Here is a 15,789-nt window from a genome sequence, read left to right on the forward strand (position 1 = left end):
TTTGAATCAACAGCATTATTGACAACTGTCATTATAAATCGATTGCTGAACGCCTCATTATTATGATGCCGACCATTGATGTTGTTTGCTATAGTAAGCTCTAAGATTGAGTAGTAGTCGCTGCAACGCTTTAAAAATTCCATAGCAACACGTTATTCATAATAAATAATGCCATCAGGAGTGAATCATGGCTTTGCGTTCCTTATCTAAAATCGATCAATTACTGCTTGGGGTAGACAAGGCATTGCGAGCGGTCGTACCGCATTCCAATCCGAGTACTCGCCCTCTGCCTGTGAGTAGTGATGAGATTCCTGAGCTGAGTATTACAGAATCGCGGCACGTTGCAGGGCTGATGCGTATCAATCATACCGGAGAAGTATGCGCGCAAGGGCTGTATCATGGGCAAGCATTTACGGCAAAAGATAATAGTGTCAAACAAGCCATGCAGCAATCTGCCGAAGAAGAAGTCGACCATCTGGTCTGGTGTGAGACGCGTCTAAACGAGCTTGGTAGTCATCCAAGTGTGTTTACACCTTTATGGTATGGCATGTCTTTTGGTCTCGGCGCAGTAGCAGGCGCCATCTCTAACGAGTTTAGTTTGGGGTTTGTCGCTGAAACAGAAGCACAAGTTAGCGAACATCTGCAAGATCATATTGGACAATTACCACCGCAAGATCAGCGCTCAAAAGAGATATTGGCACAGATGGATAGCGAGGAATTACATCATCGTGAGTTGGCACTTGCCAATGGTGGCGCTGCATTGTCGCCACTCATGCGTCATACCATGCGCTGGATGGCAAACCGCATGAAAGCCACGGCTTATCACTTTTAATTGATTTACTTTGACAAACACAGGGCAGCAAAAAATGCCTCAGTAATGACTTTTAACACTCCTACTACTGTTCGTATTGAGATTAATTTGCTAGGGTATAAAAAATTGTACGATTTTGCCGTAACTATATGAGTACGACGTCAATGTCTAGCAGCTATTAAGCAATGGATTTATCAATAACGACCAAATAGACAAAACAACGACCAAATAGACAAAACAACGATTAAATAAGGTAACTATCTTTATGAACGCCATCAGTCAACCGACCCACTCTCAAAAATCGACTAAGTTTGCGACTTTAACCGCATTGGCCGCCGCTTGTGCCATGATGCTATCTGCGCCTGTGAATGCTGCCGAAGTTGATGCTTCAGCGACTGCAACTACTTCTGTACCGAGCGCGATTGACTCAAGCAAACGAGTGATTCGTCTTGCTAGACCTAATGCAGCTGTCAGTGCTCAGGCAGCAATCACTGTTCAACCAGAAGTGGCAACAAGTACCGCAGCACAAGTGAGTGCTCAAGCAAATATCAATACGAATCAACAAAGCAGTGCCCAAGTTACTAATACTCAAATAAACAATACACAGCCCACTCCCACTCGTGCGCCTCAAAGTACTATCCAAAATCAAGCCATCCAAACCAATCAGAATACTGAGCTTACAGGGACGACACGGGTTTATGAGCGTGGACCAATGGTTGCAACGGGTATCGATTTACGTGGTGGTCAGCTGTCAAACATTCCAACGCCACAAGTGCAACTTTCAGACATCAGCTTTGTACCTACCATCTTGATAGCGCAGCAAACCGGTCTTGGTACAGACAAATTGGATGTCAGTCTACTCGATGATTTTATTAAAGACACATCACCATATGCACGCCATTATCCACCAAACTTCCCTAACCGCACCCAGCGTCATTACGCTCGTGAAAAAATCAAAGTACTAACTGACTGGATTGAACCTTATGCCAAATCGCCTAAGGCTTCTTACGATGTGTTACTGCGTGCTGCTAAGCTAAATGGTATGGGACGTAACTTAGACTTAGGGTCAGAATATACGGTACGTGGTGGGCAATATATTGACCGTGCCATCAAAATCAAACCGGATAGCGGCGAAGCCAACTTTATATATGGCATGATGCTCTCAGAAGGCGGTGGTTTCAAAGAAGGTCAAAAGTATCTTGATCAAGCGGTTAGCTTAGGTTATACCGAAGCAGAGCAAAGCTTGGCACAATCAGATGTCTTGAGTGATCGCCGTGAAAAAGCGCTAGAGCGTTTGCGTCGTTTAGAGCAGAAAGTCCCAGACAATACGGTTATCCGTCAGCAAATCAAGCTGATCGAAGACGGTAAGTTTTATATTTGGGATATACCAGCATCAAATATAAAACCAAATATGTAAAATCAAAACCTTATAAAGATGATGTATGACAAATACGTCATCAATATTAGATAAAAATAGTTAAAAATTAAAAATCTAGCGCCTTTTTTTATATTGAGAAATTAACGATATAAAACTAAGGCGCTTTTTTGTACCCAATATAAACGCGTATTATGAACGTCAAATAAAGTGTCATCACGCTCTTACATTCACTTTTATTTGAAGCGCTATCCTTCTTTGTTATTCTATCTTTTCAGTAGTGCTGTTTTCTCCAGCATCGTAGCCAGTAAATTTAGCAAAATTTGAATATAAGACGATAAATACGATAGTAGAAGCACCAAACTTCCGCTACACTCATCCTAATATAATTGCTATTTGATAATACATGCCTGTCCATTATTCACTGGAATTACCTATGATTTTCGCTGACCCTGTCAATAATGCGCCGACAGCTATTCATAAAAATAAGATGCCTTTAGCTGTATTGGCACTGCTATCAGCTATGGCAATATTACCTGCCTGTAGCACTGTCTCTGTCAATAGACAGGCCTCTGCCAAGACGATTTCAGCGCAGCGAGGTAATATTGTCACTGATAACAAGCTCAGTAGTGATACCGCATCATTATTATTATCAGCAGGGCTCAATGAGCAAGCCTGTATGCAGCAGTTTGAGCTTTGCTTAACGCAGCTTGCTGATAGCATGCTTAATAGGCACTATCGCCCAGCACTGGCCGCCTTTTCAGAATTACACTATGCAAAAGCGCGCCAACTCGCTACCTCAAAAAGCTGTAGCAATGCGCTTGCCCGTCCGCCACTTGATCCCTATTATGCCAATGCACCTTTGGATGATGCTGAAGCTAAAGCGCAGCAGAGCAAAACCGAGATATGTTTAATTGACTATCAAGAGCGTCTCTTTGATGCCATCAAATCCAGCTATACCTACTTATTCTATGACAGTCTAGAGCATGATTTTGAAGGAGCCGATGAAAAAGTAAGTGGCGGACGGGCAAAAAATCGTATCCCAAGCGATATCGATATCCAAACTCAAGATATCTATAATGCCGCGAGCAATGATGTTATTACTCAGCTTTATCAATCAACAGGCGACATGAACCAATTGATGCGCAATGTAAAAGTAGAGCATCTTGCCACGACCGCTAATACCAGCAGGCGTGATAGTAGTGAAATTGCCGTCAGTGCAGCCATTGCCAATAGTTCACCCGTCAAAGGACAGTCGTCCGATCAAGTCAAAGTAATGAAGGTGCAAGTAGACAACTATCATTTAAACGTCTATTTGCCAAATGAAAACAACTATCTTAAAAATGCCAATGAGAAAAATTACTGCGCTAGCAGACTTAGTGTCTACTTATGAGCTGCGCTTGTCGGGGCTAAACTCTATTAGCAAGCGACCGGGTTTAGGTATCAGTTTGGTAGCGTCATTGGACGATCGCTATACCACCACTATTCGTCAATTATTACTCTCTTCGCTCTCAGGTCAAATAGGTCAAGAAGCTGCTAATAGCAGACTTGGCAACAATAGCGCAAGCAACGCCGCAAAAATTGCTCAAGAAGAAGATGCTAGCTCACGCATTTATCCTACTGGGCATCTATTGATGACAGGACTGATTAAACCTACGGGCACTAGCGTACTCGACACCCTAAGTAGCGAGCAGCTAGACATCCATTTATATAACCCTTACCGCAGCGAGAGCGCCTCTATCTTAGGCGATGACTATCCACTGGCCGCCAACTTCTCTGCCGGTTATGGACTCTGGTTAGCAGAAAATCAGCTCGATGGTGTCGGCTATCTAAACCTTATTACCCGTCAAAAAGAAGCCAGTTTACCCAAACTTTTTATGCTTGAGCCCTATGACCCTAATAAACGCGTGATTATCATGCTGCATGGTCTGGCATCAAGTCCGGCAACGTGGGTCAATTTGACCAACGATATTTTTAATGATGATAAATTACGTAATAACTATCAGGTATGGCAGATTTTCTATCCAACCAATCTGCCTATTTTAGAAAATCGCTATCAAATCCAAAAATTAATCACTGCCACTTATCAGCAAACAGACCCTGCAGGGGAAAATCTTGCCAGTAAGAACAGCGTCATTATTAGCCATAGCATGGGCGGCATCATTGCTCGCATGATGTTATCTGATGATAATTTGGCGAATAATTTAGATGCATTAGACGATAACAGTTTATTAGCCAACAGCAGCCAGCGTCAGGTTGACGCTATGCTCAAGCAAGCACTTACCAATAAAGAGCTACGCAACCGTTTTGAATTAAAGGCGCTACCGCAAGTTGATACGGCAGTCTTTTTATCTTCACCATTCCAAGGTACTGACTATGCCGATCGCTGGTTTACCCGTGCGTTACGCCGCATTATTTATCTGCCGGTGGGCTTAGTAAAAACCGTTACGGACAATTTGGCAACCATTGCTATAAAAGGCGACTTGGCGAATAACCCTCTAGGGGCGTTATACCTGCAAAATGGTGCCAGTCAATTGAGTGACAAATCTTCCTTTATTCAATTAACCAAAGACATTAGCATCAATAAGCGTATTACTTATCATTCGATCATTGCCAATAACGATTCTGATATCACAAGAGGTCTGGCAGCAATGCAGCCGGCAGGCGTCAAACTTGATTTGTCGCAAGCAGTCATAGAAGATGACGATAGCGTGATTGAGACTGTCGATACTAGTAGTACAAGCAATGTAGAAAACTCAGATAATTTAAACGTTTCAGCTGCCGTAGTTGATGGAGAGATTGCAAAAGATGCGACTGCTAAGACAGATACCTTGCCACCTGAAGCACTGGTCGCTGCTGTTATCGTCAATGAAGAAATTAGTCAAGCATTAACTGAGCGTTTGTCAGATGGTATCGTCCCCTATACCAGTGCGCATCTTGATGGTGCAGCGTCTGAGACGGTTATCAATGGCGGCCATAGTATCCAAGAAAATCCACAAACCATTCTGACCTTGCGACGTATATTGCATAAACAATTACAGCAATAGCTTAAATTAAATGACAGGTTGGTTACTTTCACAGTATATTTTTTACAATAGATAGCAAAAAAATATTATTAAAAGGTATTGTTTTATATTACTGTTCTGTTTCTATTGATAACCTTACTTAAACAATAGCCATAGCTTGAAAAGCACTATATTACATTGTTAATCATTTATGACTAATAGGTGCGTGATATGGCTGGATAGCAACTTGCGCGTAAGCAAACTCAGGCGCATAATGCTGAAATAGAAAATATTTTAATAATGCCATAAGAGACATATCTTATAGTTTATAAGGACATAAATTATTTACTTTAACTAAATAGTAGTGCTTAAATTATCATAGATAAGGTGTTGTCTAAATGACAACGATAGCCAGTTTACATTGACTATTGTTCGTAACACTTATTATCCTACTGACATCCGTATCGACGGACAGCTACGAACAATGATTTCAGCGTAACATGGAAGCAAGCGCTATTCAGCTAAAATATAAGGGTAACCGCTTATGTTCGCTACATTTATGATTGACCAGCTTGATGCGCTGATGCTTGCGCGTATCCAGTTCGCATTTGTTATTTCATGGCACATTGTTTTTCCAGCTTTTTCAATCGGACTTGCCAGCTTCTTGACCGTTTTAGAGTTTCGCTGGTTAAAAACTGGTGAGCCTATCTATGCCGAAGTCTACAAACACTGGGTAAAAATATTTGCCGTGGTATTCGGCATGGGTGTCGTGTCAGGCGTGGTAATGTCCTATCAATTCGGCACCAACTGGGCAGTGTTTTCCGATAAAGCGGGTAACGTGCTGGGCCCCTTGCTTGCTTATGAAGTATTAACCGCCTTTTTTTTAGAAGCCTCATTCTTAGGGATTATGCTCTTTGGCTGGGGTCGTGTCAGTAAACGTATGCACCTTGCCTCAACGGCAATTGTCGCTATCGGTACGCTGATATCAGGTTTCTGGATTTTGGCCGCCAACAGCTTTATGCAGACGCCACAAGGCTTTATGGTTGGTGCGGATGGCCTACTGTATCCCACCAATTGGTTAGAAATCATTTTTAATCCCTCATTTCCTTATCGCTATGCGCATATGATGACCGCGGCTTTCTTGACGACTGCTTTTGTTATTGGCGGTATCGGTGCGTATTATCTACAATCCAAAAAACATGTTGAACATCGCAAACACGGTCGTGTCATGCTCGGTATGGCGATGGTGATGGCGATTTTTGTTGCCCCAGCACAAGTACTTATCGGCGACATGCATGGGCTTAATACACTAGAGCATCAACCTGTCAAAGTCGCAGCGATGGAAGGGCTTTGGGAAAATGAGCGCGGTGCACCGCTGGTATTATTCGGCATTCCAGATCAAAAAGCAGAAAAGAATCACTATGAAGTTAAAATACCTTATGTGTCCGGTTTAATTTTAACTCACTCATTTGATAAAGAAGTGAAGGGGCTTAAAAACTGGGCACCAGAAGATCGACCATTCGTTCCCATTGTATTTTGGGCTTTCCGTATTATGGTTGCCATTGGTATGCTCATGGTATTGGTGGGACTATTTAGTCTATATAAATACTTCAAAAAACAACAGTTTAATTCTGACAGTATCTGGTTCCACCGCTTATGGATGATGATGACCCCGATGGGTTTTATCGCCCTACTTGCTGGGTGGTTCGTCACTGAAACCGGACGTCAGCCGTGGACAGTTTACGGCGTCATTCGAACGGCAGAAAGCATGTCTCCGGTTGCGGCACAACAAGTGGCAACGACGCTGATTGGCTTTATCGTGCTATATGTCTTCGTATTTGGCGCAGGCAGCTTTTATATTTTACGCTTGATTGCAAAGGGTCCACAGCCGTATGAAGACCCTGCTGATGATAACTTCTATGAGCACTCTATCACTGAAGGTCAAGGTCGCACGTTAAGCGGCGATAGCAATGCCAGTGAGAAAGTAGAAGATTTGGATCAACCTGCCGATGACGTCGAAGATGGAGGATTACGCTAATGTTTAACTTTGGTGACGTATTAGATTTACCCCTCATCTGGGGCGGCTTAATTGCTTTAGCTGTCTTCGTTTATGTGTTACTTGATGGATTTGATTTGGGCTGCGGTATTTTATTCCCGTTTGCGGGTTCCGACAAAAATCGTAGCCGCATGATGAACTCTATCGCCCCTTTTTGGGATGGTAATGAGACATGGTTAGTATTGGGCGGTGGTGGCTTATTTGCCGCCTTCCCAGTCGCCTATGGCATTATTATGACAGGGCTTTACCTGCCGGTGACCTTTATGCTGTTCGGTTTGATTATGCGCGGTGTAGCATTTGAGTTCCGTTTTAAAGCAACTTCACATCGCTATGTATGGGATACTTTTTTCTTTATCGGCTCTGTGGTTGCTACCTTCTTCCAAGGGATTATGCTTGGCGCGTTGGTACAAGGATTAGAGGCAAGTAATCGTTTATATACCGGCGGCCCTTTTGATTGGCTCACGCCATTCTCTATGGTCTGCGGTATCGCTCTGATTATCGGTTACGCGCTGCTTGGCTCGACGTGGTTGATTATTAAGACTGAGCATAAGCTGCAAGTTTGGGCGCGTAAAGTTTCTGGTTGGATGCTATCAGCATTGGTAGTCGCAATGATTGTCGTGACTGCCTTTATGTATTTCTCAGACATTGATGCGCTTGAAGGTTGGTTTAGTTTCCCAGGGTTATTGTACCTTGCACCGATGCCGATTATCGTCTTGGCGTTATTTTTCTTTATGCGTAAAGACTTGACCTCAGAGCGTGAATATCGTCCGTTCTTATTGACCGTCGTGCTATTTTTGATGGGTTATATCGGTGTTTGTTTTGCGATTTTCCCTTACATCGTGCCGTATCAAATGACCATTTATGAGGCAGCAGCAGCAGATACTTCATTATCATTTATGCTTATTGGTGCTGGCATTATGCTACCCATTATTTTGAGCTATACCGCGTTTGCCTACTATACGTTTAAAGGTAAAACGGATCACAAGCACATGTATTAATAGCTATTGAGCAGTATTCTATATCCTATAGTTTTCAGGAGAACACTGTTTAGGAGAATATCATGAAAAATCTTAGTAAAAAACAATCTCAGTGGGCATGGTTTATTGGTTTATATATCGCAGGTTTTCTGACGATTTTTACCATTGCCCAGTTGATTAAATTGGCAATGGGCGTATAAACATTTACCCCATTCGCTATTCATAAAAAACCGCAGCGCTAATCAATAATTAGCACTGCGGTTTTTTATAGCCTATTACTACTATGTTTTTTGAATAAGGCTGTAATCCATTTTTAATTAAGCACCGCAATGTTCGCTTACACCTTTATTTTCTATAAAGGTATTTACCTGCTCTAGGCGCTCAGGCGTACCAACATCTATCCAATTATCAGGCATGATCTCAGCCGTTACTTGGAATTTTATCATTGCTTGTCTAAGTAAGGGTCCAAGGGCAGCAGATTGACCTGATACCAAGCCATCAACCAATCGTGGCGACACCACACTGATGCCAGCAAAAGTATATTTATCGGCGTCACCAATGGCCTGCTCGCTTGCCAAACCATTATTAATAGCAAAGTCGCCACCCTCATTATGCTCAGGATTATCAATCAACAATAAATGGGCGCGCTGATCTGCGCTTAGCTCATACGTGACCAACTGACTAAAATCAAACGTCGTCCATACGTCAGAGTTGACTAAGATAAATGGTTCATTTTTTAACTTTCCAGTTTGTAACGCTTTAAAAATACCACCTGCTGTCTCTAATGGCGCGTCAGCTTCAAGTGACCAATGCAACTGTACACCAAACTGCGTGCCATCGCCAAGCGTGTCCATCAACTTATCAGCCAGCCAAGAGGCATTAATCGTAATATCAGTAATACCAGCAGCTTGTAGCGCTTTAATATGCCAAATAATAAGTGACTGCCCACCTACTTCCACTAACGGCTTTGGTGTCTCTAAAGTTAATGGACGCAGGCGCGTACCCTTACCGGCTGCCAAAATCATGGCTTGCGTTATTACCGACATAGATAATCCTTATTCTTGGCGAAATTTATACGAGGCGACTGATGATCACTAGCTTTTAATACATTGACATTAAATATATGAGCGTTAAATATATTGCTGCACAAATTTGGTTTGATAAGCAGGCAATACTGTATTCATTATCCATTGATTAAATGGCAAAACGACTGGTTGCAGACGCGCACTGCCTTTGGTACTTAGCCATTCTAATTCAAAAAGAAAATCACGCATGACTTTAGGAATATCCGCTAAATAACGACTTTTACCATCGCGCTCATAAAGCCGGATAAAAATACCAAGCACTTTTAGGTGCCGCTGTACGCCCATGATATTGACCTGACTTTCAAGTTGCTCAGCACTGCCTGCTGTTAATAGCCCTGCTCGTTTTTGCAATTGCCAAAAATCATGAATCCACTGCGTTACTTGCGCTTCCGACCATTCGACATAGGCATCACGCAGCAATGATACCAAGTCATAGCTATGCGCACCAATCACGGCATCTTGAAAGTCAATCACCCCTAATCGCGTGTTATCCGCCTGATCCTGCATCAAATTGCGGCTATGATAATCACGATGGACGATGACTTGCGGTTGTAATAGAATCTCTTCTATCAAGGCTGATTTTAGGTTTTCCCATAATGACGTATCAAGTGTCACGCCGATATGTGGAATAAACCAGTCGCTAAATAAGTCCATTTCACGGGTTAGCATTGCGGCATCATAATCAGGCAATTGATGCTGAGATTTTGCTGTCTCTACCGGTATCTGTTGCAACGCAACTAGTGTCTGCATCGCTGATTGATAGTAGTCATTTACTTGCGCAGGCGTAGCACCAACCAATAAATGAGCGAACTCTACCGCGCCAAAATCTTGCAAGACCAAAAAGCCTTTTGTCACATCTTGCGCGATCAGCGTCGGCACATTGATGGCTTGCGACATGAGCTTTGCCACATTAATAAACTGCTGCATCGCGTCTTGCTCATCAGCCGAATCCATGACAATATAACGCGCTATTTTTGTCGTATCATCTGTATCAATAGTTACTAGCTGAATACGGTGATAACGGCGAGCACTGGCATCACCTGGCAAGCTTTCAAGAGTAAAGGTTTGATTCTCGAACACTTGCTGCAACCAGCACTCTAATGACTCTTGGCGCGTATTAATGGCAGGTATCGTAAGATTTAATAGTGTTTTATCGGTCATAAAAAGCATCGCAGGTTAAATATAAGTCGTAAATGACTAAATGAGTGATAAGTAGGACAAATACTTGCTAAAATAGTGAGCGCTTATTGCACAGTCGCTGTTGTCTTAAAAATAGCATGGCTATCTAATAAACTTTGATAATTTGATAAATAGTGTAGCTGATTTGGTTTTTTTTGACTATGATTAGTCGTCATTATATGTAAAACGTCCCAACTTTTAAGATTATATTATTTATTATTCGTTTATAAAGCGCTGTAGCTGTCTAAAACAGACTTGATAGACGATATATTGCAATCCAATAGGCTCTACAAATCATAGGTGTGCCCTTGTTATATTCTCCGCTTTACCAAAGCATCCGTTTGATTTTATTTGGCGCGCTAGGCTTATCAAGCCTGACCGTTAGTGCCGCTATCAATCAGACTGACTCGATGATGCCTGAGCCATTGGTGACTGATAGCTCAAACCAGTATGCCGATGACGTAGCAACTGATGCTGGTTTTAATAATGAAATCAATCAAGACATCAGCTATCAAAGCGACAGTCAGCAATCTGCAGCCTATAAAAAAGCCAGTTTGAGTAGTGATGCTACTCTAGGTAATGATGCGGCTGTAAATAACAGCAATATTACTGAGATTAATGATCGTACCAAGACGAGTCAAGATAGCCGCGTTGCCCCAGTGAATACAAGCAACGCAGCAAAAGCTGGTAATCGTCGAATTGATACCAATGATGAGAGTATTCAAGAAAGCCTTAAACGTTTAGCAGAATTTTATGAGCTGACGCCAGATACGAATGTTGCAACATCAAACAATACAGGCACTAGCGTAAACGACGAACAAAATAATATTCAAAACAGTTTGACGCCTGTAACGACTAATATCCCAACCGTAGGTAGCAATCTGCGCTTGCTGCCACATACCGTCGATAGTGCGGCGCGCTGTGAAGGACAATGGGTTTATCCTAAGAAAAACCCTAACTATCAACGGGCTGTTAATGAAGCAAGCGCCAGTAGTGGGCAACCAGCACCCAATTTAAATGGTCTGCCCAATAATCAAGCGCCACTATTTGCAGAGTCAGATTATGGCTACTATGATAATGTCGATTATGCCGAACTATCAGGTAATGTCATCATTGACCAAGGGACTCAGCATATTGAGGCTGAAAAAATCGTATTGGACTTAAGCAACGGGGTGGCAGCGGCGCAAGGTAAAGTGATGTTTACTGACCAAGCTACTGGCAATGTCTCTGTAAATGGGGCACAAGACCGCATTCAGCAAAACGGTAAAACCAGCCTTACTGATAAAGCAACACAAGGTGGTCTCATTGGTGTTGCTGACAATTTGAATTATAATACTGAAACAGGGCAATCTACTGCTACAAATGTTGCCTTTGCCAGTGTTGAGCTACAAGCACATGGTTATGCCAAGCGCTTAAACCGACCGAATGAGAGCCAATATGAATTGGATGAGGTCATGTATAGCACCTGCCCTCCGACCAATCGTAAGTGGCAATTTGATGCCAAAAGCATAGATTTAGACACTGAGACAGGACGCGGTGAAGCTTACAATACCACCTTCCGTATTGCTGATGTGCCTGTATTTTATCTGCCCTATTTTAACTTTCCAATAGACAGTCGACGCGGTAGTGGCTTCTTATTGCCTAATGCAAGTATCAGTAGCGAAAACGGACTTGAAATTGATGTGCCTTATTATTTCAACCTAGCTCCCAACTATGATGCCACGCTAAGCACGCATATTTATACCACTCGTAATCCTATGCTATCTGGAGAGTTTCGTTATTTAACAGAAAATTATGGCGAGGGTATCTTTAATGGTTCGTACTTGCCTAATGATAAAGAATACGATGGCGAAGACCGCCGCAGTTTGTTCTATGATCATTATTGGTCATCTACCAGCATCCCACGCCTAAGCGGTGAGGCCAAATACAGCTACGTATCTGATGCCGACTACCTTAATGATTTTGATACGCTAGGTTTATCAGATAACACCTTAAACTTGCCGCGCCGAGCGCAACTGAATTATTATAATGACTATGTCGACGGCGAGCTAAAAGTAGAAACCTTCCAAACACTTGATGCGTTGAATAACAATGGGCAGATGTTGCAAGATAAAGACAAGCCTTACTCGCGCCTACCGCAGCTCAAACTTGATTACCGTCTACCTTGGGCAAAGCATTTTGATATCACTGGCGTCAGTGACTCCGCTTATTTTAAAAAATCTATCGATGATGGTTCTGAGAATGAAAAAAGTGGCACACGTTTTTATAATAAACTCAGTGCATCTTATCCTATGGAGAACTCATGGGGTTATATCAAGCCAAAGCTAAGCTTACAACATCTGTTTACCACTTATGATGAAGATAGCTTAGTTGACAATTCACTGGATAAAAATGATGGCAGCCAGTCAGTGTTTGTCCCGCAAGCCAGTATTGATGCAGGTTTACATTTTTATCAAGCCGGCTCACCGTTTGGCGCATTTGATGACACGTTAGGTGGTTATCGTTTACTTAGCCCGCGCCTGAAATATACTTACTCGCCTTATAAAGACCAAAACGATATTCCAAACTTTAATACTCGTATTGCCTCTATTAACTATGAGCAGTTATTCTCAGACAGCTGGTTTTTAGGGCATGATCGCTTACAAGATTTACATGCTTTTACCCCAGGTATTAACTATCGTTACATCGATGCAACGGGCGTGACACGTTTTGATGGTAGCATTGGTGAACAATTTTATCTCGATGATGGACGCGTTACGCTTGATAATAAAAAACCTGTCTTTACCTCATCCTCTTCAGGGCTAGTTTGGGATACCAGCACACAGCCTTATAATAATGTCTGGGTCGATGTGAGTGGCGCGCTGACCAATAGCTACGATTTAAATTATATTACTACTGAGTTACGTTACCAGCCATCTGATAGAAGCTTATTTAATGTAGGCTTTATCAAACGTCAACGTGATGAAAATACCAACCAGTTACCACTGTCTGCATTGACAGCGTCAGCAGTTTTCCCAATCAATAATAACTGGCGTGTACTGGCTCAAGGTCAATACGACTATAATCGCAACCAAATGCTCGATTCATTGATTGGGATCGATTATGAAGATTGCTGTTTTGGCTTTGCGGTTTATGGTCGTCGTTACTATAATGACTTGAATATTGCTGAAAAACCCACACAAGCGATTATGGCAGAAGTAAGATTAAGTGGTCTTGGCAGTGGTAGTAGCCGTTTGACACGCTTACTTGCTGATAAAGTATTAGGTTTTGAACCTGTTCAAAATGCATGGAAAGACTAATAACATGATAAGAGACAAGCCTAATTTATAGCCTAGTATGTATGGTATAAACTGGTTTGCATTCTATTATAAACAACCCTAGCCACTACTTTAGTATTAACATTATTTGATGCTAAAATTGTGGCGAGTGGATTTAACTGATTACCATCCGATGCAATGACATTGATGAGGAGCATCATGAGATTTTTTTCTTTACGCCAGACAAGCCAAGCAGTATTCCTATCGATGGGGTTAATGACTGCTCTTGGTATGAGCGTTAGTGCCCAAGCAGCAACCGTGAACTCTGCAAAAGCGCAAGCGACGACAACTCAAAAAAACAACGTGGCTCGTTTAACGCCTGCCAATAGTACAGATGGCATCATTGCATTGGTGAATGAAAATGCGATTTTAAAAAGTGATCTCATTGCTGCCATTGCTCAGACGCAGGCACGTGCAAAAGCTGCAGGTGAACCTATTGCCAATTCAGCACAGTTACAGTCAGAAGTATTAAACGCCCTTATTTTGCGCGAACTACAGCTGTCCTTGATCAAACGTGTTGGTTTAAATCCCGATGAAGCGTCTATCAATAAGCGCTTAGAACAAATAGCAAAAGCAGAAGGTTTAAATAGCATCGCCGCTTTACAACAGCGTTTAGACTCAGCGCAATCGGGCAGCTACGCGACTTTGCGCGCGCAGTTGATTGAAGATGCCGCGATTCAAGCCTTACAACAGCGTCAAATCACCAATCGTGTGCGTATTAGCGAGCAGGATATCGATGCATTTTTGGCATCACCTGAAGCCAAACGCTTGAACCAAAGTGAGTATCAGACAGTCCATGTCCGTGTTCCATATATGGATGACTATAGTCGCCTATCAGAAGCACAGCGTAATGACGCCTTAAAAGTGGCACAAAAGTTACGTACACGCCTTCTTGTGCCAAATGTCAATGTCGCTGAAGCGATTGCAGCCAGTCAAGGCAGCTACCCTATCCCATTACAAGGTGGTGATATGGGCTTTCATAAAGCCGCTGCCCTGCCAACTGAGCTATCGAGCGAGATTACCAAACTTGAGGTTGGCGCTGTGAGTGCGCCTTTAGTCACCCCTGAAGGTATCGATATTATTAAGCTTGCCAATAAAAAAGCCAGTGATACCATGCTTGTTCCTCAGTGGAACACTCGTCATATCTTGGTTAAAGTTGATGAGCTACAAACAGATGCTCTTGCTGAGCAAAAAATTAATGACCTATATAGTCAGCTACGTAATGGTGCTGCTTTTGATAGTCTAGCGTCAACGTATTCAGACGATCCTGGTTCAGCAGGGCGTGGTGGCGATCTAGATTGGGTTGGTGAAGATCAAATGATTGCTCCGTTTGAAGCAATGATGAAAAACACAGCTGTCGGTGACTATTCTGCCCCGTTTAAAACGCAATTTGGTTGGCACATACTCAAAGTTGAAGGTAAGCGTCAACAAGATGTCAGCGATGAGTATCGTCGTACTATGGCACGTCAAGCTCTATATCAACGCCTAGCACCACAAGCCAAAGAAGACTGGCTACAAGAGCTACGTGCTGGCGCTTATATCCAAGTGCTTGGTTAATGATCAAGTGAACTAAATAACCAGTCAAAGTATTTTATAAAAAAGGATATATGCCAGTGCGTATATCCTTTTTTTATGCCTTTTGATTTGTTATTTACTTGAAAACGATAGCAGATACATAAATACTCAAGCATAAAAACAATGAGTAAAAATATATAAATCAATAACTTAAGCACAAAGAAAAGCCCCGAACCTAGGGCGATTGGTTCGGGGCTATGGTTTTTCATATTATTATTGTTATCTCTTCCGTGTTGACTCATCCTAAGTCATAAACAGTAATCCATGAGACAGTGGGCTGTCCTGTCCTATTATTGATACTGTCTCAACACTACATCCTTGCGTATCCTTGTGTTGATGGATGTATTCTAAGACAATTGATGTGCAGCGACTAGAGGCTAAAGACCTTATTTAACGTAAGCATTTGCTT

11 protein-coding genes are annotated in these 15,789 nt (G+C 42.4%); 9 read left to right on the plus strand and 2 right to left on the minus strand.

Annotated elements, in window-relative coordinates:
- Positions 1–193: 193 nt before the first annotated feature.
- The 7 genes from coq7 to PSYCG_RS13765 all read left to right on the plus strand — a co-directional run bounded on the left by coq7 (position 194) and on the right by PSYCG_RS13765 (position 8,424).
- Positions 194–832, plus strand: a complete 639-nt coding sequence (gene coq7 / locus PSYCG_RS08355; RefSeq protein ID WP_227500774.1) for a 2-polyprenyl-3-methyl-6-methoxy-1,4-benzoquinone monooxygenase — start codon at positions 194–196, stop codon at positions 830–832.
- Positions 833–1,076: 244 nt separating this feature from the next.
- Positions 1,077–2,228: a tetratricopeptide repeat protein gene (locus PSYCG_RS08360; RefSeq protein WP_020443788.1), complete on the plus strand. Its 1,152-nt coding sequence runs from the start codon at positions 1,077–1,079 to the stop codon at positions 2,226–2,228.
- A 394-nt stretch (positions 2,229–2,622) separates the two neighbouring features.
- Positions 2,623–3,579, plus strand: a complete 957-nt coding sequence (locus tag PSYCG_RS13595; protein WP_041772278.1) for a hypothetical protein — start codon at positions 2,623–2,625, stop codon at positions 3,577–3,579.
- Entirely contained in the window at positions 3,530–5,233 is a 1,704-nt protein-coding gene (locus PSYCG_RS13120) for an esterase/lipase family protein (protein ID WP_227500735.1), read from the plus strand. Before PSYCG_RS13595 ends, PSYCG_RS13120 begins: the two co-directional genes overlap by 50 nt.
- A gap of 502 nt (positions 5,234–5,735) precedes the next feature.
- A complete protein-coding gene (locus PSYCG_RS08375) occupies positions 5,736–7,229 on the plus strand; it encodes a cytochrome ubiquinol oxidase subunit I (RefSeq protein WP_020443790.1) in 1,494 nt (497 codons plus the stop codon).
- Positions 7,229–8,245, plus strand: coding sequence for a cytochrome d ubiquinol oxidase subunit II (gene cydB / locus PSYCG_RS08380; RefSeq protein WP_020443791.1), 1,017 nt, complete (start codon positions 7,229–7,231; stop codon positions 8,243–8,245). Before PSYCG_RS08375 ends, cydB begins: the two co-directional genes overlap by 1 nt.
- Before the next feature lie 62 nt (positions 8,246–8,307).
- Positions 8,308–8,424, plus strand: coding sequence for a hypothetical protein (locus tag PSYCG_RS13765; RefSeq protein ID WP_020443792.1), 117 nt, complete (start codon positions 8,308–8,310; stop codon positions 8,422–8,424).
- Positions 8,425–8,541: 117 nt separating this feature from the next.
- Here the strand turns inward: PSYCG_RS13765 and murU are convergent, their stop codons facing one another.
- Entirely contained in the window at positions 8,542–9,270 is a 729-nt protein-coding gene (gene murU, locus PSYCG_RS08385) for an N-acetylmuramate alpha-1-phosphate uridylyltransferase MurU (protein ID WP_020443793.1), read from the minus strand.
- Between the two features lie 84 nt (positions 9,271–9,354).
- The gene (locus PSYCG_RS08390) at positions 9,355–10,470 is read right to left on the minus strand and encodes an aminoglycoside phosphotransferase family protein (RefSeq protein ID WP_020443794.1); all 1,116 of its coding nucleotides are present in this window, start codon (positions 10,468–10,470) and stop codon (positions 9,355–9,357) included.
- Positions 10,471–10,796: 326 nt separating this feature from the next.
- Between PSYCG_RS08390 and PSYCG_RS08395 the strand changes: the two genes are divergently transcribed.
- The gene (locus PSYCG_RS08395; protein ID WP_020443795.1) at positions 10,797–13,787 is read left to right on the plus strand and encodes an LPS-assembly protein LptD; all 2,991 of its coding nucleotides are present in this window, start codon (positions 10,797–10,799) and stop codon (positions 13,785–13,787) included.
- Between the two features lie 177 nt (positions 13,788–13,964).
- Complete coding sequence (locus PSYCG_RS08400) at positions 13,965–15,362, plus strand: peptidylprolyl isomerase (RefSeq protein WP_020443797.1); 1,398 nt, start codon at positions 13,965–13,967, stop codon at positions 15,360–15,362.
- The last annotated feature ends 427 nt before the right edge of the window (positions 15,363–15,789 follow it).

Source organism: Psychrobacter sp. G (genome assembly GCF_000418305.1).
Taxonomy (GTDB): Bacteria; Pseudomonadota; Gammaproteobacteria; order Pseudomonadales; family Moraxellaceae; genus Psychrobacter; species Psychrobacter cryohalolentis.